The sequence below is a fragment of the Erythrobacter aurantius genome (assembly GCF_023823125.1).
Lineage (GTDB): Bacteria > Pseudomonadota > Alphaproteobacteria > Sphingomonadales > Sphingomonadaceae > Erythrobacter > Erythrobacter aurantius.
Genome location: NZ_CP090949.1, coordinates 152276 through 177576 on the forward strand (window position 1 = coordinate 152276; position 25301 = coordinate 177576).

Sequence of the window (25301 nt, forward strand, 5' to 3'; positions counted from 1 at the left end):
GCCTCGCGGCACCGCCTTTTCTTTAGTCAAAGCCGGATGGCGATGACGGAGAGCGAATTACTCGCCTTCCACCATGGCTTCAGCTTCAGCAGCAGCAGCTTCAGCGGCGTCGCCAGCAGCTTCTGCACCAGCTTCAACAGCTTCTGCGCCTTCAGCAGCAGCGCCTTCAACGGCTTCTGCGCCTTCTTCAGCGGTCGCGGTCGCGTCTTCGGCGATCGACTCAGCGTCGGCAGCCATTGCGTCACCGGTTTCAGCAACGGAATCAGCGGTTTCACCGCAAGCAGCGAGGCCCAGAGCCGAGGTGGCGATTGCAGCAGCAAGAACGATCTTACGCATAATATGAAATCCTTGTTCAGCGAGTGATTGGCGCGTGGTCCGATGATCCGGACGCACACCAAAGTCGGCTTCTGACCCCCGACTTCACCGCCCCAAATAATGGCGAGATTATGGCATTGCAAGCGAAATAAGGCAGGACGACACATTTTTGCCATGTTTTCGCCCCTTTTCAGAAGGGGCTCAGGGTAGGCTGAACGGCTGCAACAATGTCCGGGTGAGCGCATTAAAGCGGCTTACGTGCCTGTGCAACCGATGCTAGCACCCGCCCATGTCAAGCGAGCACAAGCATCTCTATCTCGTCGATGGATCGTCCTACATTTTCCGCGCCTATCATCGGCTTCCCCCGCTGACTAATCCGGAGGGGACGCCGGTGGGAGCTGTCTATGGCTACACCACCATGCTGTGGAAGCTGGCGACCGATCTCGACGAGGCTGACGGACCGACTCACCTCGCGGTGATTCTCGACAAGGATTCGAAGAGCTTCCGCAACGAGATTTACCCCGAATACAAGGCCAACCGGCCCGAACCGCCCGAGGACCTGCGCCCGCAATTCCCGCTGATCCGCGACGCGACTCGCGCATTCAGCCTGCCGTGCATCGAGCAATCGGGCCTTGAGGCTGACGATCTGATTGCATCCTATGCACGCGCCGCGCAACGTCAGGGATGGGATGTCACCATCGTATCGTCCGACAAGGACCTGATGCAGCTTGTCGGAGAGGTAAACGGCGCGCGTATCGACATGCTCGATACGATGAAGTCACAGCGCATCTACATTGACGAGGTGCAGGAGAAGTTCGGGGTCACACCCGATCTGGTCGGCGATGTTCTCGCGCTGATGGGTGACAGCGTCGACAATATTCCCGGCATTTACGGCATCGGCCCCAAGACCGCGTCGAAACTGATTGCCGAACACGGTTCGCTGACGGCCGCGCTCGATCAGGCTCCGGAGATGAAACCTTCGAAGCTGAAGGAGCGGCTGATCGAAGGGCGCGAGGATGCCGAGATGAGTCGTGTGCTCGTGGCGCTCAAGGAAGATTGCGACCTGCCGGAACCGCTGGATGATTTCCTGCTGGACGGGGTGCCGCCCGAACCGCTCGCGCAATTCCTGCAACAGCACGGCTTCACCTCGCTGCTCAAGCGGCTCGGCGCCGGAGCGGGATCCCCCGAACGCGCAAACAATCTCAATCCGGCAAAGGCGGATAAGGAAGGGGATGCCGGCACGCCCGAGGGCAATCGCCAGCCGCTTCCCGAAATGCCCAAGGTCGATCGCACTGCCTATGAAACGGTGCAGACGCTCGAACGGCTGGAACATTGGGTTGCCCGGGCGCAGGCCGCCCGACTGGTGGCAGTCGACACCGAAACCACCTCGCTGGACGCGATCCAGGCGGACCTTGTCGGTGTCAGCCTCGCGCTTGGCCCCAACGATGCCTGCTACATCCCGCTAGCCCATGGCGGGTCGGACATGTTCGCGGAGAAGCCCGATCAGGTTCCGATGGATCAGGCCATCGCCACGCTCAAGCCGATGCTGGAGGATGACAGCGTCACCAAGGTTTTCCAGAACGGCAAATACGATCTCAACGTTCTGGCACGGGTCGGGATTGCGGTGTCTCCGATCGAAGACACGATGGTCATCAGCTTCGATCTCGACGCAGGCCGGGGTGACGGCATGGGCGGCGGTCATGGTATGGACGAATTGTCCGAGCGCCACCTGCTGCACACTCCGCTGGCGTTCAAGGACGTTTGCGGAACCGGCAAGAAGGCGATTCCCTTTGGCGAGGTCCCGCTTAACCGGGCGACTGAGTACGCAGCCGAAGACGCTGATGTCACCCTTCGCCTCTATCGCCACCTGAAACCGCGTCTGGCGACCGAGGGCGGCAGCAAAATCTACGAACGGGTCGACCGGCCGTTGATCCCTGTCGTTGCGCGGATGGAGCGCGAAGGGATCAAGGTTGATCGTGCAAGGCTGGCCAAGCTGTCTGAGGAATTCGCCACCGAGACGGCCAAGCTCGAAGGCGAGATCCACGAGATCGCCGGCCAGCAATTCGCAGTCGGATCGCCCAAGCAACTGGGCGAAGTGCTGTTCGAACAAATGGGCCTCAAAGGCGGGAAGAAGGGCAAGAGCGGCGCCTATTCGACCGATCATTCGGTGCTGGAGAAGCTGGCGGCAGAAGGCGCGCCAATCGCCAATAAAGTGCTCGAATGGCGCCATCTGTCGAAGCTGAAATCGACCTATACCGATGCCCTGCAAGCGCAGATCAACCCAGAAACCGGCCGCGTCCACACCAGCTATTCGCTGGTCGGCGCGCAGACCGGGCGACTGTCGTCGACCGATCCGAACCTTCAGAACATTCCGATCCGAACCCCTATCGGCCGCCAGATCCGCGAAGCCTTCGTGCCGGAGGAAGGCAGCGTTTTGCTCGCCGCCGACTACAGCCAGATCGAGCTGAGGCTCGCTGCACACATGGCGGATGTCGATACGCTCAAACAGGCTTTCGCCAATGGGGAGGACATTCACGCACGCACCGCGACGGAGATGTTCGGCGAAGTCACCCGCGACACCCGCGCGCGGGCAAAGACGATCAACTTCGCAATTCTCTACGGCATTTCGCGGTGGGGTCTTGCAGGACGGCTCGAGGTCGAACCCGACGAAGCGCAGGAGATGATCGACACCTACTTCCAGCGCTTTCCGGGCATTCAGCGTTACATCCACGAAACGCTCGAAACGGTGCGGGCGCGGGGATATTCGGAGACGTTGTTCGGGCGCAAGACGTGGTTCCCGCGGATCAAATCGTCCAATCAGGCCGAACGCCAAGGTTCCGAACGCGCCGCGATCAACGCGCCGATACAGGGCACCAGCGCCGACATCATCAAGCGTGCAATGGCACGGATGCTCCCGGCGTTGCGCGATGCGGGCCTGCCCGACGTGAAGATGCTGTTGCAGGTGCACGACGAACTGGTGTTCGAACTGCCCAAAGGCGACGTGGCCAAGGCTTCCCCCGTCATTGAACGAGTCATGTCGGAGGCCGCGCTGCCTGCAGTCGACATCAGCGTGCCACTGGCGGTGGATATCGGGACGGGCGCAAGCTGGGACGCGGCGCATTGATGCCATGGCTGATGCGCACGATCAGTGCTTTTTGCCTGATCGGCGCGTTGATCTGTGGCGGCATTTGGAACGCCAGGCGCGGGCTGCCCTACAATGAAGATGGCCGATTTCTCGATCTCGCCACAGCCGTCGTCATCCACGAACAAAGCGTGATGATCTACGCAGGGTTCGCCCTGCTTTTCACAGTGCTGGCCGCCATGGCCCTCTACGCCGCGAGCAGGCTGTAGGGTTCAATCCTTCTCCGGTTCGCCGTGCTTCTTTGCTCGGGCTGGTTCCAGGTGCTCAGGCGAGAAAAACCCGATCGGGTTCACCTCTGCCGCGCGCTTCTTCAGCTCGCCGCGCATCTTGCGATATTCGGCTTCCATTTGCGCGGTAACGGTAGCGCGGCTGTCTTTCAGGGCTTCCACGAAATCCTGCATCGCCACTTCGCTCACCTCGCCGCCGAGTCGGCGCAGCGCGCCAAGCCCGGCACGGCGCACGACATCTTCGAGATCGGCACCGGTGAAGCGTTCGGTCTGCGTGGCCACTTCGGCCAGATCGACATCGCTGTCGAGCGGCATGTTGCGGGTGTGAATCCCAAGAATGTGCTCGCGGCCCGCCTTGTCAGGGGTGCCGACATAGACAAGCTCGTCAAACCGGCCCGGGCGCAGCAAGGCGGGATCGACCAGCGCCGGGCGATTGGTTGCCCCCACCACGATCACCGATTGCAGCTCCTCCAGCCCGTCCATTTCGGCAAGGATGGTGTTGACGACACGGCCCGTGACTTGCGGCTCGCCCTGCCCCGAACCGCGTGCGGGAACGAGGCTGTCGATCTCGTCGATGAAGATGACGCAAGGCGCGACGGCACGCGCGCGGGCGAACAGCTTGGCAATCTGCTGCTCGCTCTCGCCATACCATTTGGAGAGCAGATCGGAGCTTTTCATCGAGATGAAGTTAGCCTCCGCTTCCTTTGCCACCGCCTTTGCCAGAAGGGTCTTGCCTGTTCCCGGCGGGCCATAGAGCAGGAACCCCTTGGCCGGGCGGATACCAAGCCGCCGGAACGCTTCCGGGTTCTTGAGCGGGAGTTCGATCCCTTCCTTCAGCTTGTCGATGGCATCGCCGACACCGCCGATATTGTCCCAGCCGACGTTCGGCACCTGCACCATGACTTCGCGCATGGCCGATGGCTGGACGCGTTTCAGCGCGCTCAGGAAATCATCGCGGGTGACGCAGAGGTCATCCAGCACGTCTTGCGGTATGGTGCGTTCATCGAGGTCGAGCCGCGGCATGATCCGGCGCACGGCGTCAATCGCGGCCTCTCGCGTCAGCGCCGCAATGTCCGCTCCGACAAAGCCATGCGTGACCCGCGCAAGCTCGCTCAGATCGACCTTGTCTTCCAGAGGCATGCCGCGGGTGTGGATCGACAGGATTTCGCGGCGACCACCTTGGTCGGGCACACCGATCACGATTTCGCGGTCAAACCGGCCTGGACGGCGCAGAGCCTCGTCAATCGCATCCGGACGGTTGGTTGCAGCGATCACCACAAGATTGGCGCGGGATTCGATCCCGTCCATCAGGGTAAGTAGTTGCGCAACCAGACGTTTTTCGGCCTCCCCGGGCACCTGTGTCCGCTTGGGCGCAATCGAATCGATTTCGTCGATGAAGATGATCGCGGGGGCGGCGCGGGTCGCCTCTTCGAACACTTCGCGCAGCCGCTTTTCGCTTTCACCATAGCCGGAGCCCATGATTTCCGGCCCGTTGATGGTGAAGAATTCGGCATCGCTCTCGTTGGCAACAGCCTGTGCCAGCCGGGTCTTGCCCGTTCCCGGCGGGCCATGCAGCAGCACCCCCTTGGGCGGATCGACACCGAGACGGGTGAAGAGTTCGGGATAGCGCAGCGGCAGTTCCACCATCTCGCGCAAGGCCCGGATCGTGTCCTCCATCCCGCCGACGTCATCGTAATTGACGACGGCGCGAGCATCGCGCGGCTCTTCGAATTCGGTGCGCAGTTCGACTTCGGTGTTGTCGTCAATGTGGACGATACCCTTGGGGCTGGTGGAGTGCACCGAAAGGCGGATCTGCGTTAGCGCGTAGGCTGGGGCGCGCAGCAGCTGGCGGACATCGGGCGGCATGTTCTGCACCGGTTGCTGTCCTGTGGTCGCCACCAGATCGCCCGCGACGAGCGGCTTGCGGAAGAAGTTGCGCTTCAATGCCTGCGTCGGACCCTGCAGTCGCATCTCACGCTGCGCCGGAGCGAACACCACGCGGGTTGCGGGGCGCGATTCGGCAACGCTGATTTCGACATGTTCGCCCGATCCGGCTTCGGCATTGCCGCGTTGAAGCCCGTCGAGCCGGACGACATCCAGCGTGTCGTCTTCCTGATAGGCAGCCATGGCGATTGCGGCGGTGGTGCGCTTCCCCTTGATCTCGACCACGTCGCCTTCGGTAATGCCCAGCTTCTGGAACGCCGATCGAGGCATACGGGCAATACCCTGGCCTGATTCTTCCTGCCGGGCGGGGGCGACTTGCAGGCGCGCAGTGCGGCTCGGGGCGGCAGCGTCGACATCGGCCATTTTCGGATCCTTTGCGCGTGAACTTCGTGAAAACGTTGACGCGATCTAGCTAAGGTCCGGAATTCCTGATTGCAAATGCCCTCAATCCGCATGGACGGGCATCGCGGTCGCGAATGCCGTTTGCGAAGGGCAGAAAAAAGCCCGGCACAAAGGCCGGGCTTGAAAGTTTGGGAGAGGATGCCTGAAAGGCACGGTCTGATATGATCAGATCGAAAGTTTTGTGCAAGTGCGAAAGCCGCATTATAAATTGCATGAAATGCAACATGGGTCGCAAAATCTTTCAGTTTTATGTCGTGCATTGCACATTTGTCAGCCCAATCTTTAATCATTTGCCTACTTTGTAGGCATTTTGGTGGTCTTGGATTTTGCACTGCAACAGGATGGCAGGGTCTTCACGAATATACGCAAGGTCGTGACAGCGCGGCTTTGAGGGACTAATCAGCCCTAGCCGCCGCACCTTTCAGGGTGTCCGGGGCGATGCGTCTTCCGCGACGCAGAAACGAGACAAGATTGCGAGGATCGCACCCCTAAGATGTCAAAGATTTATCCGGATGCCGCCGCCGCTCTCGAAGGCGTAATCGCCAACGACATGCTGATCGCCGCTGGAGGCTTTGGCCTTTGCGGCATTCCCGAACGCCTGCTTGATGCCATTCGCGACAGCGGCGTCACAGGCCTGACTTTCGCCAGCAACAATGCCGGGATCGACAACGAAGGGATCGGCAAGCTGCTGCGCACGCGGCAGGTCAAGAAGATGATCTCATCCTATGTCGGCGAGAACAAGGAATTCGAGCGCCAGTTCCTTTCCGGCGAACTCGAAGTCGAATTCTGCCCGCAAGGCACCTTGGCAGAGCGTATGCGCGCAGGCGGAGCGGGGATACCGGGCTTCTACACCAAGACCGGCGTCGGAACGCAGGTTGCCGAAGGCAAGGAACACAAGGAATTCCCCGATCAGGACGGCGTCATGTCGACCTATATTCTGGAGCGCGGAATCTTTGCCGATCTGTCGATCGTGAAGGCATGGAAAGCCGACGAAACCGGCAACCTGATTTTCCGCAAGACCGCGCGCAATTTCAACCAGCCAGCCGCCACTTGCGGCAAGGTATGCATCGCCGAGGTCGAGGAAATTGTGCCCGCCGGGGCATTGAACCCCGACGAAGTGCATTTGCCCGGCGTGTTCGTGAACCGTCTGGTTCTGGGCGCGCCCTATGACAAGAAGATCGAATTCCGCACGGTGCGTGAACGGGAGGAAGCATGAACAGCGGCATGGAACGCCAGAAGAAGATCAAGCTCGCGCTTGCCTGCGGAGCGGCCTTTGCCTTGCAGGGCTGCGTCGCGGCGGCATTCCCAATCGTTGCAGGCGGCCTGATGGCAGGCGAAGGGCGCACAGGCGCTGATGACGCAGCCGACAGCGCCGACTCCCCCGCTGTGGCAGCCACTACTGCGGCCGTTGCCGCACCGGCGCCCAGCCAACCCGAGGTAACCGTGGCGACCGCAAGCGCTGCGGTGGCGGCAGTGGAAACGGTCGAAGCCGAGGTTGAAGCTGTCGAAGCGCCGGCTCCAACAATAGTCACTGCCCCAGCGCCGGAACCCGAGCCTGTTCTGGTGGCTGGCGAGTTGGCCGAGATGGCCGAAGCCGAAGAGGCCCCGTCTGCCGCAGCGACCGTCGCCAGCAGCATGAGCGCGCTCGAACGTGTTCCAGCCCTTGCCACAACGACAGCCGCTCCGGCGGCGCCAGGACCAGCGCCGACACCCGCGCCGACACCGGCACCAGCACCGACACCCGCGCCGACACCGGCACCAGCACCGACGCCGATGCCGGTTGCTCCGCCTCCGGCTCCAGCTCCGGCTCAGACTGTTGCCATCGCACCCCCGCCCGTTCCGGCAACGACCTCCGCTGCGGTTCCTGCTGTCTCCGAAGCAGCCGTTCCGCGCACCCGTGCCGATGCACCAGCCGCAGGTGGTCTGGTCGCCGTGCCGAGCGCCGCTCCGGCGACAGCGGGCGGCACCTTCTTCGATCCGTTCTTCAGCTATGCATCCTCACCCGAGTTCCTGATGCAACCGGGAACCGGCCCGGATCGGGCATCGGCAGTCTTGATCGATGCGACCGCCCTCCGACCCGACCGAATGGAATGCGCGCAAGGCACGTCCACCGTCCTGATCGATCTCGATCCGAAGGGCGAAGACCTGCTTCCGGTCGATATAACCAGCGCATCACCGGCGCTCGCTCAGCGACTGGCGGAATTGCGGCGCAAGGGCGTGGCGATCGCCTGGATTTCGGGGCTGGCTGCGGACAAGGAAAACGAAGTCCGCATGGCCCTTTTCCGCTCCGGCCTTGATCCGCTGGGAACCGATGACGTTCTGCTGATGCGATCGTCTGACGAACGCAAGCAGTTGCGCCGCGATCAGCTGGCGCAGACTTCGTGCCTGATCGCGATTGCCGGGGATGAACGTTCGGACTTCCACGAATTGTTCGACTACCTCCTCAACCCGGCGGATGCCCGCGCGCTCGAACCGATGATCGGGGAAGGCTGGTTCCTGATCCCGACCCCGCTGCTTTCCGAAAGGGCCCGATAATGACCGCACACGCCGCAGGATGGACCCGCGATCAGATGGCTGCACGTGCGGCCAAGGAATTGCGCGATGGCTATTACGTCAATCTGGGCATCGGCATCCCGACACTGGTGGCCAACCACATTCCGGAAGGAATGCTGGTGACGCTGCAAAGCGAGAACGGGATGCTGGGCATCGGTCCGTTTCCCTATGATGACGAGGTTGATCCCGATCTGATCAACGCGGGCAAGCAGACCATCAGCGAATTGCCGCACAGCGCCTATTTCGACAGCGCAACAAGCTTTTCGATGATCCGCGGCGGGCACATCGACCTTACTGTGCTGGGCGCGATGGAAGTGGCCGAGAACGGCGATATCGCCAACTGGATGATTCCCGGCAAGATGATCAAGGGCATGGGCGGCGCGATGGATCTTGTCGCCGGGGTCAAGAAAATCATCGTGGTGATGGATCACACTGCCAAGGACGGTTCACCCAAGTTCATTCCCGAATGCACATTGCCGCTGACGGGCGCGGGCGTGGTCGACATGATCATCACCAATCTCGCCGTGTTCAAACGGCCGGAAAAGGGCGCTCCTTTCCAGCTTATCGAACTGGCGCCGGGGGTGAGCGAGGCTGATATCGCCGCCAGCACCACCGCGCGTTACGAAGTGGCGCTGGAGCACGCCTGATCCATGTGGCTGGCGACCCCGCGCAATTCTCGGTCGCCGCTGGCCGGGCTGAAGGTGGTGGAGCTGGCACGGGTGCTGGCCGGGCCGTTCTGCGGTCAGATCCTTGCCGATCTGGGCGCGGATGTGATCAAGGTTGAAAGCCCCGAAGGCGATGGCACACGGCAATGGGGCCCGCCCTGGGTCGAGCGCGTGGGTGCCGATGGCAAGACCCGCCGGGAAGCCGCCTATTACCACGCCTGCAATCGCGGAAAGCGGTCAATAGTCGCCGATTTCAAGAACGACGCCGATCTGGAACGGGTGAAGGGCCTAATCGCGGGTGCCGATGTCCTGATCGAGAACTTCAAGACCGGCAGTCTTGCGAAGTTCGGGCTGGATTACGAAGCTGTTGCAGCCACCAATCCGGGGCTGGTCTACTGTTCGATCACGGGCTTTGGGCAGACAGGTCCAAGGGCGCATGAAGCCGGATATGATTTCGTGGTTCAGGGCATGAGTGGTTTCATGTCGCTGACCGGCGACCCCGAAGGTTATCCGGTGAAGATGGGGATTTCGATTTCCGACCTTTCAACCGGCGTTTGGGCGGCAAACGGCATTCAGGCGGCCTTGCTACAACGTGTGCGCACGGGGATGGGCCAGCATGTCGACATGAGCCTGATGGACTCCTCAGTGGCTTTGCTTGCCAATCAGGCGACCTATTATTTCACGACCGGCGACAATCCCCCGCGGATGGGGAACGCCCACGCGCAGGTTGCGCCCTATGGCGTCTTTCCGGTGAGTGACGGACACGTGATCCTGGCTCCGGCAAACGACGGACTGTTTCACAAGCTGATGGATGTGCTGGGCTTGAGCCATTTGTCGTCCGACCCGCGCTTCGAAAGGAATGGCGACAGAACGGCAAACGCAAAGGCGCTGGATGCCGAAATTGCGATGGCAACGGCGGGTTGGACGAAGCAAGGTCTGCTCGATGCCTGTCATGCAGCGGGCGTTCCGGGAGGACCGATCAACCGGTTGGACGAGGTGTTTGCCGATCCGCAGGTACTGGCGCGCGGGTTGAGGGTCGATCTGGGCGGAATGCCGGGTGTGCGCAGTCCCTTTACACTCTCGGATGCCGAACTGGCGTTCGATCGGCCATCGCCGATGCTGGGCGAAGACGACTAGGCGAGCAAGCGCGCTCCCGCCCGCCACAACCGTTCAAACGGCCCCTGTCCGAACCTTGTAAGCCACACGGGTGACCACAGGAGCATCGCGACAACCGGCACAAGGCTGAGCGCGAAAGCTTCGCTCCGGCTGACCGATCCGAACAGGCCAAGCCCCCAGCCGGCAAAGATCGCGCCGAAAATCACCGAAGTCATCAGGTAGTTCGTAAGCGAGAGCCTGCCCACCGCCGCGAGCCGCACGGTGAGGGCTCCGCCGGGCGCGAAGAACGCCATTGCCAGTGCGGCATAGGCAAGGCCCAGCAGGGTGTCGAAAGGAGCGGAAATCAGCAGAGTTGAAGCGCCTGCGACGGCTCCGGAAAAATCGCTTTGCGCGGTCCACCACACCAGCGCCAGCAATCCGGGTATCGCGACCAGGGCGCAAACCGCTGCAAGACGTTGCAACAGATAAGTGCGCCACTCGCCCGCCAGCATCCGTTGCTTCCACAGCCCCATGCCCAAAGTCATCGCGGCGAGGTTGAGCGGCAGCGATCCGCTGATGGCCACGATTTGTTGCGGTATGCTGTTGAGCCTGCGGAGGATGCGCTCCGACAGGCCTTCTGCGCCGACCGAAAGCGAATAACGGATAGCAGCTTCGTCGCGGCCGAAATTGCGCTCGGCGAACAGGGCGGCATCGCTCGTGGTGAGCCCGTTGAGGTGATCGAGAACGGCACCTCCGAACATTACCAGCCCTGCTCCGCAATGCAGTACCACCAGGCCGATAGCGATCGCGTAGAGTTCTCGCGCCGAAAGGTGTGCAAGCAACGGCAGGGCCAATCCGGCCAGCGCATAGGCACGAAGCACGTCATTGCTGGCCAGAAGCACCGCGTGAACCAGTCCGATGCCAAACAGCACCGCCATGCGCGCGAAATGCGCCTGCCATTTGCGCGACTGGCTGCGCTCGATCAGGATCAGGCATCCTGCGCCAAACAGCATTGCGAAAAGGGTGCGGAACTTGTCCTCGACGAAGACGAAGCTGGCGGCCCAGACCAGACGGTCTGCCGCGCTCGCTTCACCAATACCCGGCCCCCAGGCCACCGGATTGTAATAGGACTGGCCCGGCATTGCGAAGACCAGCACATTCATCCAGACGATGCCGATCACGGCCACGCCGCGAAGCGCGTCCAGTTCGATGATTCTGCCGGGGTGCGTGCCGGGGGTTTCCATTCCCGGCACTCTACCAGATCAGGCCAGCGCTGCCTTCAAATCTTCGATCAGATCGGTCCGTTCCCACGGGAAGAAATCGCCCTCGGCCGTGCGGCCGAAATGGCCATAGGCCGCGCTCTTGCGATAGATCGGTTTGTTCAGACCCAGATGCGTACGAATCCCACGCGGGGTCAGCCCGCCCAGCTTGGCGATGCTCTTGATCGCGTCTTCGATTCCGGCATCGGTCACGCCTTCGGCGCAAGTGCCATGAGTATCGACATAGAGCGACAGCGGCTCGGACACGCCGATCGCATAGGCAATCTGGATCGTGCAGCGCGTGGCCAGACCCGCCGCGACAACATTCTTCGCCAGATAGCGGGTGATATAGGCCGCGCTGCGATCAACCTTTGTCGGGTCCTTGCCGCTGAAAGCACCGCCACCGTGGGGGCTTGCGCCGCCGTAAGTGTCGACGATGATCTTGCGACCGGTAAGTCCCGCGTCGCCATCCGGACCGCCGATCACGAAGCTTCCGGTCGGATTGATGTGCCAGATCGTTTCGTCAGAGAGGAACCCTTCCGGCAGGATCGCGGAGACAACGCCTTTCACATAGGACTTGAGCTCGGCTTCCTTCTCGCCCTGATCGTAGCCTTCGGCGTGCTGGGTGCTGACCACCACCGCCGTGCAGGCGACCGGCTTGCCGTTCTCGTAGCGCAGCGTGACCTGGCTCTTGGCGTCGGGCTCAAGGAAGGGCGCAGCACCGGAATGGCGATCCTTCGCCAGCTGCTCGAGAATCTTGTGACTGTAATCCAGCGTTGCTGGCATCAGATCGGGCGTTTCGTCACAGGCAAAGCCGAACATGATGCCCTGGTCACCCGCGCCTTCATCCTTGCTCGAACCATCGACACCGGCATCGACGCCTTGTGCGATATGTGCGGATTGGCCGTGCAGGTGGTTTTCAAAAGTAAGCGTCTTCCAGTGGAAGCCATCCTGCTCGTAACCGATGTCCTTCACCGTCTTGCGCACCACGCTTTCAATCTCGTCGCGCGCACCGGGGGCCCAGTAACCGTTGAACTTCCAGTCCTCGTTCTTGTCGTCATACATCGGCTTGCAGCGGATTTCGCCGGACAGGACGACGCGCTGCGTGGTGGTCATGGTTTCGCAGGCAACGCGGGCCTCCGGGTCCTTCGCCAGCATCAGATCGACGATTGCGTCCGAAATCTGATCCGAAACCTTGTCCGGATGCCCTTCGGAAACACTTTCGGAAGTGAAGAGATAGTCGCTGCGCATGAGGATCGAGGCCTTTCGCTGTCCATTTCAAGGCCCCTTATGCAGATATAAGGAAACCTTTATGTCTGTTGCAAAAGCCCTAGCTGCGCGCGCCTCGCAGCGCAAGCAATCTTGGCAAGCCAAGCCCCGACAGCGCGAGCAAGGCAGCCCACGCCAGCGGTAAAGCGTTTCCCGCCTGCGCAAAAAGCGTTGGGGCTTTCGCGGCCGGGATACGGCCTTCGATCTTGTCGGACATGCCTGTTGCGATGTGCTGACGGACAATCCCATTCGCATCGATCACCGCGCTGATCCCGGTGGTGGTTGATCGCAAGACCGGCAGTCCTTCCTCGATCGCGCGCATCCGCGCTTGGGCGAGATGTTGCGGCGGCCCCCAGCTCCCGAACCAGCCATCGTTGGACGGGTTGAAGAGATAATCTGGCCGGTCTTCGCGATCGACGACTTGGCCGGAAAACACGATCTCGTAGCAGATCTGGACACCAGCCTTGCCGTGTTCACCCAGATCGAGTGTCTGCGGCCCCGGCCCCGGAATATAGGGAATGGTGCCGGCGGTCAGCCGAGACAGCCCGATGAGGCCAAGGTACTGTTCCATAGGCAGATATTCGCCATAGGGGACCAGATGCGCCTTGGCATAGTGATGGGTGATTGCGCCCTCACCATCCATCCCGATTACGGAATTGCGCGCACTTATCGCGGCGAGGCTTCCGTCTTCACGAGGGCCGATGTTGAGGTTCACCACGCCTGCCAACAGAGTGGATTGCGCGCCAATGGTGCGTGCGATGCGATCACGAGCAAATTGCGGATCGGCGCCCGCCGTCATCGCGCGATAATACCGCTCGGGATAGCCGTCTTCGAGATAGTCGGGGATCGCGCTTTCGGGCCATAGAACCAACCGCGACTGGTCATTGCTCTCCATCGTCAGAGCAGCCGTCCGCTGGAACTGCTCCTCGAATTTGGACGCGTCATTGATCTCGTCCTGCGGGATGAGGGGCTGAACGAGGGTATAGCGAATACCCTGCGAGGGCGGCTTTACGGCGTGGAGAGACACCAGCATCCCCGCAGTTATCGCCACCGTCACGCCGCCTGCGACAAGCCATTTGCGCTGCGCCATCGCCCACCACAGCGCAGCAGCAAGCAAGAGGGCAAGACCTGAAATTCCGTAGGTTCCCAGCCAAGGCAAAACCGCAGCGATGCCCGGCCTGTCCCAGCCCCCCAGCAGCATCAACCCCAATGGTGGCCATGGATATCCGGTGAAAACCCAGCTGCGCAGCCATTCGGTCACGATCCAAGCGGCGGCAAAGACCAGTCCGAACGCCAACGGTCCGGCGCGTTTTGCGAGCAAATGCGCCGTCAGCGCAGCCAGTGCGGGATACCAAGCAAGATAGATGCACAGCAACGGTACCGCGAGCCAGCCCAGCCATTCGGGCATATTGGCCTGATAGGTGAAGGCCGTGGCGATCCAGTTGTTCGCAAGCGTCAGATGCGCCCAGCCGAACAGCCACCCCCGACCCAGTGCCGCGCGCCAGTCCGGCGCATCAAAGATGAGCCAGACAAGCCCGGCCAGGCTCAGCAGCCCGAGCGGCCATGCGTGGATCGGCGGATAGCCTGTTGCCGCTGTCAACCCCAGCAGCAGCGCAAGCAGCTTTGGATGCCGCCGCGCGGTTTCAGCCAATTGCTCCAGCCGATCGGTCATGAATCAACCCTTGGGCCGGTGCCTTCAGCGATCACCCAACTGCTTCGAGTGCGTCATCACCGTCGTCGGCTGCGGCGCTGATCGACGGCGGCAAGACCGAGGAGTCAAACTCACCCGAGGCGGCACCATCGTCATCGTCGCGCGACTTGCGTCCGCGCGCGTTGCGGCGCGGCTTTTCGTCCTGATCTTCGGCCTTGGGCTTGCGCTGGCGACGCTTGGGCTTGGGAGCTTCGTCTTCGCCGTCGTCATCATCATCGTAGGCTTCGCCTTCGATGCCCTGCTCGCCGTCGTCTGCCGAGCTGTTGTCCTGATCATCCCGGCGCGAGCGCGAGCGGCGTTTGTCACGCTTAGGGTTGTCACGACGGTTCTCGACTTCGTCTTCGTCGTCACCGTCATCGTTCGACTGGCCGCGATCATCGTTGCGCTTGGCGCGCGCTTCGTCCTGACGAGCCTTGTTGTCGGCGATCACGCGGAAGTAATGATCGGCAAACTGCAGATAATATTCGGCCTGAACCCGGTCGCCGTTGTGCTGCGCGTCCTGAGCAAGCTTCTTGTACTTGTCGAGAAGCTGCGGCGCATTGCCACGTGCCCGGCTGTCAATCCGGTTCTGATTGCCTCCACCGCCCTGATTATTGCGGTTTCCGCGACCGCGGCGACGATTGTTACGATTGTTATTCAAAGGAAATTTATCCTCATCCGTGGCCAGCGCGTTTTCAATGGTGCGCCTGATCAGCCCGTGGACCCCGATTTCGACCCTCTCTGACAACACGCGCAATCATGCACGCGCGTCCGCCCAGCGTGAGACCAGTGGAGTGACCCAACCGGTCAGATAAAGCGGTAATTCGGAGCTTGACCTCGTCGATCTGCGCAAAGGGCCCCTCGACAGGTCTGATTCGACAGCTAGCGAGCCGCGATGCATTTGCCAAGCCCTAGCGGCAATTTCGTTACCAAAGAACCACAGCGCGTGGCCTTTTTGCAAGATCATGGCGGATTTCACTATTGAAACCCGCAGCTTGCGCGAGAATTGTGACAGCATCGGCCTGCGTGTGGCCGATTTCAAGAATGGCAGCACCCCCAGGATTCAGGAGATCACGGATTTGCGGGATGATTGCGCGATAATCGTCTAGCCCATCAGGCCCAGCGAAAAGCGCGCTGGCCGGCTCAAAACCGCGCACATCGAGATCAAGTTCTGCCTCCTGCTCGACATAGGGCGGATTGCACAGGATCAGATCAAAGTTGCCCAGGTCATCGCTCCAGCCCGGCTGGTGCCAGTTTCGAAGCGAGAACTCGATCCGGTCCGGCGCAACGCCCAGATTTATCGCATTGCGCCGCGCGATCTCCAGCGCGCCTTCAGAGGCATCAATCCCGATCCCGCTTTGAGCATTCAGTTCGAGCATCGCCGTCAGCAGCAGGCAGCCCGATCCGGTGCCGAGATCAAGCAAGCGCGCTGCCTTCGGCGTCTGTTCAAGCGCGGCCTCGATCAACGTCTCGCTGTCAGGGCGCGGGATCAACACGTCGGACGATACGGCAAAGGAGCGACCGTAGAATTCGGCGCTTCCAAGGATATAGGCGACAGGCTCATGCGCGGCGCGGCGGGCGACCAGTTCGTCAAAATGGTCGAGGTTGCCGATCAGCACTTCGTTCATGCCGCGCAGCAGCAGTTGCGATCGCGTGGTGCCGACCGCGTGGGCCATCAGCAATTCTGCGTCGAGGCGGGGGGTGTCGCTGCTTGCGGCGAGCCGCTCTGTCGCCTCGCGCAGCTTTTCGCGGACGGTCATTCCGCCCCCATTACTGACTCAAGGCCGCCAGCCGCTTGCCCTCATCCTCGGCGATCAGCGCGTCGACCACCTCGGCAAGGCCCGGCCCGGCAAGCACTTCCTCGAGCTTATGCAGCGTCAGCCCGATGCGGTGATCGGTCACGCGGCCTTGAGGGAAGTTGTAAGTGCGGATGCGTTCGGAGCGGTCGCCGCTGCCGACCATGGCCTTGCGTGCCTCCGCCTCAGCCCCTTGCGCCTCGTCGCGCATCTTTTCGTACAGGCGCGAACGCAGGACCTGCATCGCCTTTTCGCGGTTCTTGTGCTGGCTGCGGCCGTCCTGACACGTCACCACCAAACCGGTCGGCAAATGCGTGATGCGAACAGCGCTGTCGGTGGTGTTGACGTGCTGCCCACCTGCACCGCTGGCGCGATAGACGTCGATCGCCAGATCCTTGTCCTCGATCTGCACGTCAACCTCGTCGGGTTCGGGCAGAACTGCAACAGTTGCGGCGGAGGTGTGAATGCGCCCGCCGCTTTCGGTGACAGGGACGCGCTGCACGCGGTGGACGCCGCTTTCGAACTTCAACTTTGCGAAAACGCCCGTGCCGGTGACGTTGGCGACGATTTCCTTGAACCCGCCGACTTCGCTTGCGCTGATGCTCACCGGCTCGACCCGCCAGCCCTGTTCGGCGGCGAAGCGTTCGTACATGCGATAAAGATCGCCCGCGAACAGCGCCGCTTCATCGCCGCCGGTTCCGGCGCGGATTTCGAGCATGGCGGGTTTGCTGTCGGCACTGTCGCGCGGCAGCAGCGCAATGGCGAGCGCGCGCTCCCGTTCAGGCAGAGCCTCGCGCAGTTCCGCCAGCTCTTCTTCCGCCATCGCCTTCATTTCCGGGTCGGCGAGCATTTCTTCGAGCCCGGCGATTTCCTCGCGCATGGCCTTCACCTCGGCAGCGGCCTTTGCCACCGGCTCCAGCTCGGCATAGTCGCGGCTGGCCTTGACGAAGGCATCGCCCTCGAGCGTGCCGGACGCCATCCGAGCTTCGAGCTCGGCGAAGCGATGGGCGATCTGATCAAGGCGCGTGGCGGGGATTTGCATGGTTATTCTTCTCTACGTCATTCCCGCGCAGGCGGGAATCCAGCTTGTTTGGGTGACCGCCGCAGAGGGCAGCTGGATCCCCGCCTCCGCGGGGATGACGGGGGGCTAATACCCATCCTTCAGGAATTGAGACAGACGCGGATCAATTTCTGCGCCGGAATAACCGTAATATCCTTCGTCGTTTACGCGAAGGATGGCCTTAGGGTTTTGTCTTACCGCTTTGTCGTAACGCTTCTTTGGCGATCCGGACGCAACCATGTCTGCGACAAACCCGGACTTCCTTAGGTCGCATAGAAGAGCAGTCGCCGCTTGAAGGCCGGCATCATCTTCGACGAGCACCATGGCGTCTATCAGTCCTTCGGGCTTCTCCCCCACCAACATGGCCAGCCGCTCAATCCCCGCAGCCCAACCCACGGCAGGCGTCGGTGCCCCGCCAAGGCTCTCCATCAGCCCGTCATACCGCCCGCCACCCAGCACTGTGCTTTGCGAGCCGAGGCGCGAGGCTGCTTCGCTGCCTTCGTCGGGCACGAATTCGAAGGCGGTGTGGCGGTAGTAGTCGAGGCCGCGCACGAGGCTTTCGGCGCGCATCCACTTCACGCCTGCCGCATCAAGCCCGTCGGTCACTTGTTCGAAAAACGCCAGCGCCTCGTCCGACAGATATTGGTCAATCTTGGGCGCATCGGCGACAAACACGCGATCACGCGGGTCCTTGCTGTCGAGGATGCGCAGCGGGTTTTTCTCCAGCCGCTCCTGCGAATCCTCGGACAGATCGCCCTTAACCTTGCCGAAATAGTCGATCAGCCCGGCGCGCCACGCCTCGCGGCTGTCGGCATCGCCCAGCGTGTTGAGGTGCAGCGTCACGCCTTCGATCCCCAGTTCCTTGAGCAACTGGTCGGCCATCGCCAGCAGTTCGACATCGGCCTGCGGTTCGGCGGCGCCGATGATTTCGGCGTCGATCTGGTGGAACTGGCGATAGCGGCCCTTTTGCGGACGCTCGTAACGAAACAGCGGGCCGTGCGTCGCGACCTTCAGCGGCGCGTGTTGCTGCCAGCCATTCGTCAGGAAAGCGCGCGCGATCCCGGCGGTGAATTCCGGCCGCAGCGTCAGCGAATCCCCACCGCGATCCTCGAAGGAATACATTTCCTTCGATACCACATCGGTCGTCTCGCCGATTGCGCGGCTGAACACCTCGGTCTTTTCGAACACGGGCATTTCGACCCGGCGAAACCGGTACAGCTTGCGCACGCGTTCGAATGTCTCGACCACGAAGGCGAAGGCTTCCGCATCGGCGCCGAAAATGTCCTGGGTGCCGCGAATGGCTTTTGGCGTGTTCTTGCTCATGGCTGTCCTGTGTTTTGGGCGCAGTTAGGCTAAGGTCGACCTTGCCGCAATATCGAGAGGAAGCTATCGGCGCGTTCAAGCCTTTGGGAGAGGGGCACCAGACACAGACAGGAACCCCGTTTATGCGTATCGACAAGATCCCGACCGGCAACAATCCGCCCGACGACCTGAATGTCATCATCGAAGTTCCCACCGGGGGCGAGCCGGTGAAATACGAATTCGACAAGGAATCGGGCGCGCTGTTTGTGGACCGTATCCTGCACACGCCGATGCGGTATCCGGCGAACTACGGTTTTGTGCCCCACACCCTTTCGCCCGATGGCGACCCGCTGGACGCGCTGGTGATCGCCCGTTCGCCCTTCATTCCCGGATGCGTGGTGCGTTCACGCCCGATCGGCGTGCTCAACCTCGAAGACGAGCATGGCGGCGATGAAAAGCTCATCTGCGTGCCGGTAGACACGACTTTTCCGTATTATTCGGATGTCGGCGAAACGAAGGATCTGCCTTCAATTATCATGCAGCAGATCGAGCACTTCTTTACCCACTACAAGGATCTCGAAGCGGAAAAGTGGGTGCGTGTCGGCAAATGGGGTGACCGAGCAGAAGCACGCCAGATCGTGACGGAAGCGATTGAACGCGCTGCAAACGCCAAGGCTGCTGGCTAAAGGAGCGCCTTCAGAATGCCTGTGAGCGCGAGCGGCAGGCAGATCGCCATCATCCACAAACCGATGGCATCGCGGCGAAAGGCGGCGGCATAGTCCATGTCTGCCGCCTGTTCGTCCGAAAGCCCGGCCCAGCGTTTTTCGAACCAGCGGCATGCCGGAATGATGGCTGCGACAAGTATGATGAGCGCCATGTAGGGCAGGATCGAGGAGAAGCCCTGGCTGAGCGCCTTGACCGTCAGGAAAATCTGCAAGCCGGTGTAAACCAGCAGGGCGTAGGCGACATGGTCGCTCATCGATTTGCGCCAATCGCGCGCTCTTGCGGCCCCGTGGTGCTGGTGTGACAGCTCTTTCATCAATCCGCTCCCCAACGGTTTGTGTGTGGTGCGAGTATCTCAAAACCACCGATCCGTTGCAAGCATTGTAACCATAACGAAATATAGTTGCACAGCGCGCAACCGACGCGGCTCAAGCAGCGGGAAACATGCGGATTTCCCCGCGAGAGGGAAGGCTGCTCCAGATTTGTTGCAAAAATCTTGCCAAAATCGGCATGAAATCCACACAGTCGCCCTTTCATGAGACAGCCACTTTGCTAAGGCTTGTCTTGATGAGCGAGTCTACCTCTCTTGAAGAACCGGCAAGCGCTGTGAAGGGCGCACCCGCCGATGCTACCGCGCCGCTTCCGGATGGCGGCCTTGAAGTCATCTCGATCGCCAAGAGCTATGACAAGCGTGCGGTGCTGACCGACATTTCGCTCACCGTGGCGAAGGGCGAGGTGCTCGGCCTGCTTGGCCCCAATGGTGCGGGCAAGACGACCTGCTTCTATTCCATCATGGGTCTGGTGAAGCCCGATTCCGGGCGCATCCTGATGGATGGCGAGGACGTGACCAACCTGCCGATGTATCGGCGCGCAATTCTGGGGCTTGGCTATCTGCCGCAGGAAACCAGCATCTTTCGCGGCATGACCGTTGAACAGAACATCAATTGCGTGCTCGAAATGGTCGAACCCGATCCGCAGACGCGTGCGCAGGAACTGGAGCGGCTGCTGGGCGAATTCGGCCTGACCCGGCTGCGCGAAAGCCCGGCGATGGCGCTTTCGGGTGGTGAACGGCGGCGCTGCGAAATCGCGCGCGCGCTGGCGGCGAAACCTTCGATCATGCTGCTCGACGAGCCCTTCGCCGGGATCGATCCGCTTTCGATCAGCGATATCCGCGATCTTGTGAAGGACCTGAAGCGGCGCGGCATCGGCGTGCTGATCACCGATCACAACGTGCGCGAGACGCTCGATATCGTTGACCGCGCCTGCATCATATACGGCGGACAGGTGCTGTTTGCGGGCACGCCGCAGGCGCTGGTTGCGGACGAAAACGTAAAGCGGCTTTATCTCGGGGAGAGCTTTACGCTCTAGCGGTTGCTGCGATGGCTCTTGGTCCACGCCTCGATCTACGCCAATCGCAGCAATTGGTGATGACGCCGCAACTGCAGCAGGCGATCAAGCTGCTGGCGGCATCCAATCTCGAAATCGAAACCTTCATCGGCGACGCGCTGGAAGCCAATCCGCTGCTCGAGGCTGGCGCTTTGTCGCAGGATCGGGATGGTCCGGAAGGCGACGGCGACGACATACCCCGCGATGAATTCACCGCAGACCATCTGATTGCGCAGGGTCAGGGCGAAGGCGATGCGCCGCTCGATCTTGATCCTTCCTCGCTCGATACCGATCGCGACACGGGCGACGGAATGTCCGCATCCGACGCGGAATGGGGTAGCTCCACCCGGTCCGCAGGCGGCGAGGACTTGCCCGATCTGGCCGAGACCCGTGCCGGTGAAATATCGCTGAGCGCGCATCTCGAGGCGCAGATCGGCGCACTGGCGGTCAATCCCAAAGAGGCATTCTGCGCACGCCATATCGTCGGCCTGCTCGACGATGCCGGCTATCTGTCGGCCGATCTGCGCGAGATCGCCTATGATCTTGGCATCACACTGGACGAGGCCGAGGATGCGCTCACCGTGGTCCAGATGTGCGATCCCAGCGGAGTGGGTGCGCGCAGCCTTGCCGAATGCCTCGAAATCCAGGCGCGCGAGGCAAACCGCTATGATCCCTGCATGGCCGCGCTGCTGGACAATCTCGAATTGCTGGCCAAGGGCGAAGTCGCCCGGCTGAAGCGATTGTGCAATGTCGATGACGAGGATTTCGCCGACATGCTGCGTGAATTGCGCAGTTACGATCCCAAGCCCGGCCTCGCATTCCTTCCCTCTTCCGCCGAGGCGGTGATCCCCGATGTGCTGCTGGCCACCAACGCAGCCGGAGGATGGGACATCACGCTCAACGAAGAAACGCTGCCACGCCTGATCGTCAATCGCAGTTATTACGTGGAACTGAGCGCGGGCTGCCCCGATCCCGAAGCGCAAAACTGGCTCAAGGAAAAACTCGCTGATGCGCATTGGCTGATCCGCGCGCTCGACCAGCGGCAAAAGACGATCCTGAAGACCGCTGCCGAAATAGTGAAGCAGCAGGACGGCTTCTTCCGCCACGGTGTATCGCATCTTCGCCCGCTGACGCTGCGCGAGGTGGCTGAGAAGATCGAGATGCACGAAAGCACCGTCAGCCGGGTGACCAGTAACAAATATCTGCATTGCGAACGCGGCTGTTTTGAATTGAAGTATTTCTTCACCAGCGGCGTTGGATCGAGCGATGGAGAAGGTGCGTCGTCCGAAGCGATCAAGGCGCGGATCAGGGCGCTGATCGACGCTGAAGACCCTAAGAAGGTGCTGTCCGACCAAAAGCTGGTCGACCTGCTGCAGGAGGAAGGCTTCGACCTCGCCCGGCGCACGGTGGCGAAATATCGCGAAGCTATCGGCCTTGGCTCAAGTGCCGAGCGACGGCGGCAGAAGAAGCTCAAGTCCCTCTGATCTGCACCGTGAAGAAGCCTGCGCGGCGACAGATCCGGCTAGGTAGAAACCCCCGCGACTCGTGGAGTCAGGCCGGTTTACGCTAAATTAACCTTTTCCGTTCAGACCTTGTGTGGTTAATACAAGGCAACACCTCTTAGCGAGGGGTTACCGCACTGAACATGTCCACCATGTGGGGCAACTAGGGGACCAGCAATGCGAGTGCTGTTGATTGAGGACGAGCCGACAACCGCGAAGGCTATCGAGCTCATGCTCACTACCGAAGGATTTAACGTCTATTCGACCGATCTCGGCGAAGAAGGCCTCGATCTGGGCAAGCTGTATGATTACGACATCATCCTGCTCGACCTGAACCTGCCGGATATGCATGGCTATGACGTGCTCAAGAAGCTGCGCGTTGCCAAGGTGCAGACTCCGGTCCTCATCCTTTCGGGTATCGCCGAAATGGACAGCAAGATCCGCTCGTTCGGCTTTGGCGCCGACGACTACGTGACGAAGCCCTTCCACCGCGAAGAGCTGGTCGCCCGCATTCACGCCGTGGTGCGTCGTTCGAAGGGCCACAGCCAGTCGATCATCCGCACCGGCAAGCTGGCAGTCAACCTCGATGCGAAAACCGTCGAAGTCGACGGCGCCCGCGTCCACCTCACCGGCAAGGAATATGCGATGCTCGAGCTGCTCTCGCTTCGCAAGGGTACCACGCTGACCAAGGAAATGTTCCTCAACCACCTGTATGGCGGGATGGATGAGCCGGAACTGAAGATCATCGACGTCTTCATCTGCAAGCTGCGCAAGAAATTGAGCCATGCTTGCGGCGGTGAAAACTATATCGAAACCGTCTGGGGCCGCGGATACGTGCTGCGCGATCCGGGCGAAGAGGCCGAAGCCGCTTAAGCGCGAAAGCCAGTCACAAACTCAGAGAATGCCCGGTCGCCGAATGGCAGCCGGGCATTCTGGTTTCTAGGTCAATGCTTCTCGAAGACCGGGCCGAAATCGCCGCCGCTCGGTTCCTGGAACAACTTGAGGTCAAATTCGGGCAGGATCGCCAGCAGGTGATCGAAAATATCGGCCTGAATGCCCTCGTAGATGCCCCAGGACGTGGTGTTGGTGAAACAATAGACTTCCAGCGGAATGCCCTGCGGACCCGGCGGCAGCTGTCGCACCATCAGGGTGAAATCCCTGGAAATGCTCGGATGCCATTCGAGATAGGCGGCGATGTAAGCGCGCAGCGTGCCGAGATTGGTCAGGCGCCGCGCGTTCACGGGCGCATCCTCGCCTGAAAGCTCGCGCGCGTTCCATTCGGCAATCTCTTCGCGCTTGGCGGCGAGGTACTGCTTGAGCATCTTGAACTTCTTGAGTTCAATGACTTCCTCATCGCTGAGGAACCGTACAGTGTTCTGGTCGATGATAAGCGAACGCTTGATCCTGCGCCCGCCGCTCTCGCTCATTCCACGCCAGTTCTGGTAGGAATCCGATACCAGCCGGTGCGTGGGGATGGTGACGATCGTCTTGTCGAAATTCTGCACCTTCACCGTGTGCAGTGAAATGTCGATCACATCGCCATCGGCGCCCATGCTGGGCATGGTGATCCAGTCGCCCACGCGCAGCATGTCCTGCGTGGTCAGCTGAACGCTGGCGACAAGGCTCAGGATCGTATCCTTGAACACCAGCAGCAGCACCGCCGTGATCGCGCCCAGCCCTGACAAAAGCAGCAGCGGTGACTGGTCGATCAGCACCGAGATCAGGATGATCGCGGCGCCGCACAGAACGAGGATCTTCACAACCTGGACAAAGCCCTTGATCGGGCGGTTCTTCGATCGCGGGAGACGTTCGTAAAGCTCGTTGGCGTAGGTCAGCGCCTTGACGATGGCCATCGCCACCGAAATCACGATCAGCGCCTGCGCGGTGTTACGCACGACGGTGTAGACTTCTTCCGGGAGGTTCGGGACGAGCGTGATCCCCCGCGAAATCACCATCAGCGGAGCAGCCGTAGCGAGCCAGGCCGCTGCCTTGTCGATCGTCTTGCTCTTGCGATCAAGGTAAGGTGCGGCGAGCCGCAAGATCACATGTTTGAGCACGTAGTTGAGAGCCAGCGCGGCTGCGGCGAGCAGAGCAAGGCCGATCAGGGACTGAAGCCAGAGCGGCTGGGCGTGGAAAGTGGCGGAGAGTTCTTCCATGTCTGCCCCGCGTTATAGGGATGCATCGGCAGCCCTCAACCCGCAGGCCGATTATTCTTGGCTGGACAAGCCCTGCCCTGCGCGACTAGCGCCTCGCGCCATGACAGCATTCAAGGAAGGCGATCCCACCACGCTCAGCCGGTTGTACGGACGCAGCCAGGGCAAGCCCTTGCGCGCGCGGCAACAAGGGCTGGTTGATCGATTGCTCCCGCAAATCTCGGTTCCGGAAGAGGGCCCGGTCACGGCACAGGCGCTGTTCGGGGAAGATTGCCCGCTGCATTTCGAGATCGGCTTTGGTGGCGGCGAACATCTCGCCTATCGCGCCGATCTCCTGCCCAATCATGGCTTCATCGGCGCCGAACCATTCCTCAACGGCGTCGCTCAGGCGTTGACCCATGTGGAGGAACAGCGGCTCGCCAATGTCAGGATCCATCATGGAGACGCGCTCGAAGTGCTGCGGCGGGTGCCGGATGGCGGGCTGACGATGCTGTACCTGCTGCATCCCGATCCGTGGCCAAAAGCCAAGCACGCCAAGCGGCGGATGATGAATGACGGGCCCGTGCAGATGTTCGCGGACAAGCTGAAACCCGGCGGTGAATTCCGGTTCGGCACCGATCATCCGGTCTATGTGCGCCACGCGCTGATGGTGATGCAGCGGCATACCGACAAGTTCGAATGGGTCGTCGATGGCCCATCAAGCTGGCAGAACCGGCCAAGCGGCTGGTGCGAAACCCGTTACGAGCACAAGGCGCGCACCGTGTTCGGTCATGAGGTCTGGTACTTCAGGTTCCGTCGACGTTGATTAGTCGCTCGGA

22 protein-coding genes are annotated in these 25301 nt (G+C 61.3%); 11 read left to right on the forward strand and 11 right to left on the reverse strand.

What is annotated here, in order from left to right; translation table 11 throughout:
- Positions 1 to 26: 26 nt before the first annotated feature.
- Complete coding sequence (locus tag L1K66_RS00755) at positions 27 to 491, reverse strand: hypothetical protein (protein WP_252259110.1); 465 nt, start codon at positions 489 to 491, stop codon at positions 27 to 29.
- A 113-nt stretch (positions 492 to 604) separates the two neighbouring features.
- Between L1K66_RS00755 and polA the strand changes: the two genes are divergently transcribed.
- Both polA and L1K66_RS00765 read left to right on the forward strand, forming a co-directional pair.
- On the forward strand, positions 605 to 3439 hold the full coding sequence (polA, locus tag L1K66_RS00760) for a DNA polymerase I (protein ID WP_252259111.1): 2835 nt from the start codon (positions 605 to 607) through the stop codon (positions 3437 to 3439).
- The gene (locus L1K66_RS00765; RefSeq protein WP_252259112.1) at positions 3439 to 3666 is read left to right on the forward strand and encodes a hypothetical protein; all 228 of its coding nucleotides are present in this window, start codon (positions 3439 to 3441) and stop codon (positions 3664 to 3666) included. The genes polA and L1K66_RS00765 overlap by 1 nt, the downstream gene beginning before the upstream one ends.
- A gap of 3 nt (positions 3667 to 3669) precedes the next feature.
- Here the strand turns inward: L1K66_RS00765 and L1K66_RS00770 are convergent, their stop codons facing one another.
- Positions 3670 to 5991 (reverse strand): CDC48 family AAA ATPase, encoded by a 2322-nt coding sequence (locus L1K66_RS00770; protein ID WP_252259113.1) that lies wholly within the window; start codon positions 5989 to 5991, stop codon positions 3670 to 3672.
- A gap of 532 nt (positions 5992 to 6523) precedes the next feature.
- Between L1K66_RS00770 and L1K66_RS00775 the strand changes: the two genes are divergently transcribed.
- The 4 genes from L1K66_RS00775 to L1K66_RS00790 are packed head-to-tail and all read left to right on the forward strand — an operon-like array spanning position 6524 to position 10385.
- Complete coding sequence (locus tag L1K66_RS00775; protein WP_034955639.1) at positions 6524 to 7246, forward strand: CoA transferase subunit A; 723 nt, start codon at positions 6524 to 6526, stop codon at positions 7244 to 7246.
- Positions 7243 to 8565, forward strand: coding sequence for a hypothetical protein (locus L1K66_RS00780; RefSeq protein WP_252259114.1), 1323 nt, complete (start codon positions 7243 to 7245; stop codon positions 8563 to 8565). Before L1K66_RS00775 ends, L1K66_RS00780 begins: the two co-directional genes overlap by 4 nt.
- Positions 8565 to 9230, forward strand: coding sequence for a CoA transferase subunit B (locus L1K66_RS00785; protein ID WP_252259115.1), 666 nt, complete (start codon positions 8565 to 8567; stop codon positions 9228 to 9230). Before L1K66_RS00780 ends, L1K66_RS00785 begins: the two co-directional genes overlap by 1 nt.
- 3 nt (positions 9231 to 9233) lie before the next feature.
- The gene (locus L1K66_RS00790; protein ID WP_252259116.1) at positions 9234 to 10385 is read left to right on the forward strand and encodes a CaiB/BaiF CoA transferase family protein; all 1152 of its coding nucleotides are present in this window, start codon (positions 9234 to 9236) and stop codon (positions 10383 to 10385) included.
- Here the strand turns inward: L1K66_RS00790 and L1K66_RS00795 are convergent.
- The 7 genes from L1K66_RS00795 to hisS form a co-directional block, all read right to left on the reverse strand.
- Complete coding sequence (locus L1K66_RS00795) at positions 10382 to 11587, reverse strand: DUF418 domain-containing protein (RefSeq protein ID WP_252259117.1); 1206 nt, start codon at positions 11585 to 11587, stop codon at positions 10382 to 10384. The genes L1K66_RS00790 and L1K66_RS00795 overlap by 4 nt on opposite strands.
- An 18-nt stretch (positions 11588 to 11605) precedes the next feature.
- Entirely contained in the window at positions 11606 to 12853 is a 1248-nt protein-coding gene (metK, locus tag L1K66_RS00800; protein WP_252259118.1) for a methionine adenosyltransferase, read from the reverse strand.
- Positions 12854 to 12932: 79 nt separating this feature from the next.
- The gene (gene lnt / locus L1K66_RS00805) at positions 12933 to 14543 is read right to left on the reverse strand and encodes an apolipoprotein N-acyltransferase (RefSeq protein ID WP_252259119.1); all 1611 of its coding nucleotides are present in this window, start codon (positions 14541 to 14543) and stop codon (positions 12933 to 12935) included.
- Positions 14544 to 14574: 31 nt separating this feature from the next.
- The gene (locus tag L1K66_RS00810) at positions 14575 to 15222 is read right to left on the reverse strand and encodes a DUF4167 domain-containing protein (protein ID WP_252259120.1); all 648 of its coding nucleotides are present in this window, start codon (positions 15220 to 15222) and stop codon (positions 14575 to 14577) included.
- A gap of 265 nt (positions 15223 to 15487) precedes the next feature.
- Positions 15488 to 16321 carry a peptide chain release factor N(5)-glutamine methyltransferase gene (gene prmC / locus L1K66_RS00815; protein ID WP_252259121.1) on the reverse strand — a complete coding sequence of 278 codons (834 nt, stop codon included), beginning with the start codon at positions 16319 to 16321 and terminating at the stop codon, positions 15488 to 15490.
- A 10-nt stretch (positions 16322 to 16331) separates the two neighbouring features.
- Complete coding sequence (prfA, locus tag L1K66_RS00820) at positions 16332 to 17399, reverse strand: peptide chain release factor 1 (RefSeq protein WP_252259122.1); 1068 nt, start codon at positions 17397 to 17399, stop codon at positions 16332 to 16334.
- 105 nt (positions 17400 to 17504) lie between these two features.
- A complete protein-coding gene (gene hisS, locus L1K66_RS00825; protein ID WP_252259123.1) occupies positions 17505 to 18740 on the reverse strand; it encodes a histidine--tRNA ligase in 1236 nt (411 codons plus the stop codon).
- A 122-nt stretch (positions 18741 to 18862) separates the two neighbouring features.
- On the opposite strand from hisS, the gene ppa reads away from it, so the two are divergent.
- Positions 18863 to 19405 (forward strand): inorganic diphosphatase, encoded by a 543-nt coding sequence (gene ppa, locus L1K66_RS00830; protein ID WP_252259124.1) that lies wholly within the window; start codon positions 18863 to 18865, stop codon positions 19403 to 19405.
- Here ppa and L1K66_RS00835 read toward each other — a convergent pair.
- Positions 19402 to 19758 carry a hypothetical protein gene (locus L1K66_RS00835; RefSeq protein WP_252259125.1) on the reverse strand — a complete coding sequence of 119 codons (357 nt, stop codon included), beginning with the start codon at positions 19756 to 19758 and terminating at the stop codon, positions 19402 to 19404. The two genes, ppa and L1K66_RS00835, sit on opposite strands and share 4 nt — an antisense overlap.
- Positions 19759 to 20009: 251 nt before the next feature.
- Between L1K66_RS00835 and lptB the strand changes: the two genes are divergently transcribed.
- The 3 genes from lptB to ctrA all read left to right on the forward strand — a co-directional run bounded on the left by lptB (position 20010) and on the right by ctrA (position 23203).
- Positions 20010 to 20810 carry an LPS export ABC transporter ATP-binding protein gene (gene lptB, locus L1K66_RS00840; protein ID WP_252259126.1) on the forward strand — a complete coding sequence of 267 codons (801 nt, stop codon included), beginning with the start codon at positions 20010 to 20012 and terminating at the stop codon, positions 20808 to 20810.
- A gap of 11 nt (positions 20811 to 20821) precedes the next feature.
- A complete protein-coding gene (gene rpoN, locus L1K66_RS00845) occupies positions 20822 to 22312 on the forward strand; it encodes an RNA polymerase factor sigma-54 (protein WP_252259127.1) in 1491 nt (496 codons plus the stop codon).
- A 195-nt stretch (positions 22313 to 22507) separates the two neighbouring features.
- Entirely contained in the window at positions 22508 to 23203 is a 696-nt protein-coding gene (ctrA, locus tag L1K66_RS00850; RefSeq protein ID WP_034955663.1) for a response regulator transcription factor CtrA, read from the forward strand.
- 71 nt (positions 23204 to 23274) lie between these two features.
- Here the strand turns inward: ctrA and L1K66_RS00855 are convergent, their stop codons facing one another.
- Positions 23275 to 24486: a mechanosensitive ion channel family protein gene (locus tag L1K66_RS00855; protein ID WP_252259128.1), complete on the reverse strand. Its 1212-nt coding sequence runs from the start codon at positions 24484 to 24486 to the stop codon at positions 23275 to 23277.
- A gap of 100 nt (positions 24487 to 24586) precedes the next feature.
- On the opposite strand from L1K66_RS00855, the gene trmB reads away from it, so the two are divergent.
- Positions 24587 to 25288, forward strand: a complete 702-nt coding sequence (gene trmB / locus L1K66_RS00860) for a tRNA (guanine(46)-N(7))-methyltransferase TrmB (RefSeq protein ID WP_252259129.1) — start codon at positions 24587 to 24589, stop codon at positions 25286 to 25288.
- The last annotated feature ends 13 nt before the right edge of the window (positions 25289 to 25301 follow it).

Bases quoted from the DNA above. Each gene is read 5' to 3' on its own strand.
- L1K66_RS00765 (WP_252259112.1), top strand. From the start codon at position 3,439: ATGCCATGGCTGATGCGCACGATCAGTGCTTTTTGCCTGATCGGCGCG.
- ctrA (WP_034955663.1), top strand. From the start codon at position 22,508: ATGCGAGTGCTGTTGATTGAGGACGAGCCGACAACCGCGAAGGCTATC.
- L1K66_RS00780 (WP_252259114.1), top strand. From the start codon at position 7,243: ATGAACAGCGGCATGGAACGCCAGAAGAAGATCAAGCTCGCGCTTGCC.
- hisS (WP_252259123.1), bottom strand. From the start codon at position 18,740: ATGAGCAAGAACACGCCAAAAGCCATTCGCGGCACCCAGGACATTTTC.
- L1K66_RS00770 (WP_252259113.1), bottom strand. From the start codon at position 5,991: ATGGCCGATGTCGACGCTGCCGCCCCGAGCCGCACTGCGCGCCTGCAA.
- L1K66_RS00855 (WP_252259128.1), bottom strand. From the start codon at position 24,486: ATGGAAGAACTCTCCGCCACTTTCCACGCCCAGCCGCTCTGGCTTCAG.
- lptB (WP_252259126.1), top strand. From the start codon at position 20,010: ATGAGCGAGTCTACCTCTCTTGAAGAACCGGCAAGCGCTGTGAAGGGC.
- ppa (WP_252259124.1), top strand. From the start codon at position 18,863: ATGCGTATCGACAAGATCCCGACCGGCAACAATCCGCCCGACGACCTG.
- L1K66_RS00785 (WP_252259115.1), top strand. From the start codon at position 8,565: ATGACCGCACACGCCGCAGGATGGACCCGCGATCAGATGGCTGCACGT.
- L1K66_RS00755 (WP_252259110.1), bottom strand. From the start codon at position 491: ATGGCAAAAATGTGTCGTCCTGCCTTATTTCGCTTGCAATGCCATAAT.
- L1K66_RS00835 (WP_252259125.1), bottom strand. From the start codon at position 19,758: ATGAAAGAGCTGTCACACCAGCACCACGGGGCCGCAAGAGCGCGCGAT.
- L1K66_RS00790 (WP_252259116.1), top strand. From the start codon at position 9,234: ATGTGGCTGGCGACCCCGCGCAATTCTCGGTCGCCGCTGGCCGGGCTG.
- L1K66_RS00775 (WP_034955639.1), top strand. From the start codon at position 6,524: ATGTCAAAGATTTATCCGGATGCCGCCGCCGCTCTCGAAGGCGTAATC.
- prmC (WP_252259121.1), bottom strand. From the start codon at position 16,321: ATGACCGTCCGCGAAAAGCTGCGCGAGGCGACAGAGCGGCTCGCCGCA.
- polA (WP_252259111.1), top strand. From the start codon at position 605: ATGTCAAGCGAGCACAAGCATCTCTATCTCGTCGATGGATCGTCCTAC.
- L1K66_RS00795 (WP_252259117.1), bottom strand. From the start codon at position 11,587: ATGGAAACCCCCGGCACGCACCCCGGCAGAATCATCGAACTGGACGCG.
- prfA (WP_252259122.1), bottom strand. From the start codon at position 17,399: ATGCAAATCCCCGCCACGCGCCTTGATCAGATCGCCCATCGCTTCGCC.
- lnt (WP_252259119.1), bottom strand. From the start codon at position 14,543: ATGACCGATCGGCTGGAGCAATTGGCTGAAACCGCGCGGCGGCATCCA.
- rpoN (WP_252259127.1), top strand. From the start codon at position 20,822: ATGGCTCTTGGTCCACGCCTCGATCTACGCCAATCGCAGCAATTGGTG.
- trmB (WP_252259129.1), top strand. From the start codon at position 24,587: ATGACAGCATTCAAGGAAGGCGATCCCACCACGCTCAGCCGGTTGTAC.
- metK (WP_252259118.1), bottom strand. From the start codon at position 12,853: ATGCGCAGCGACTATCTCTTCACTTCCGAAAGTGTTTCCGAAGGGCAT.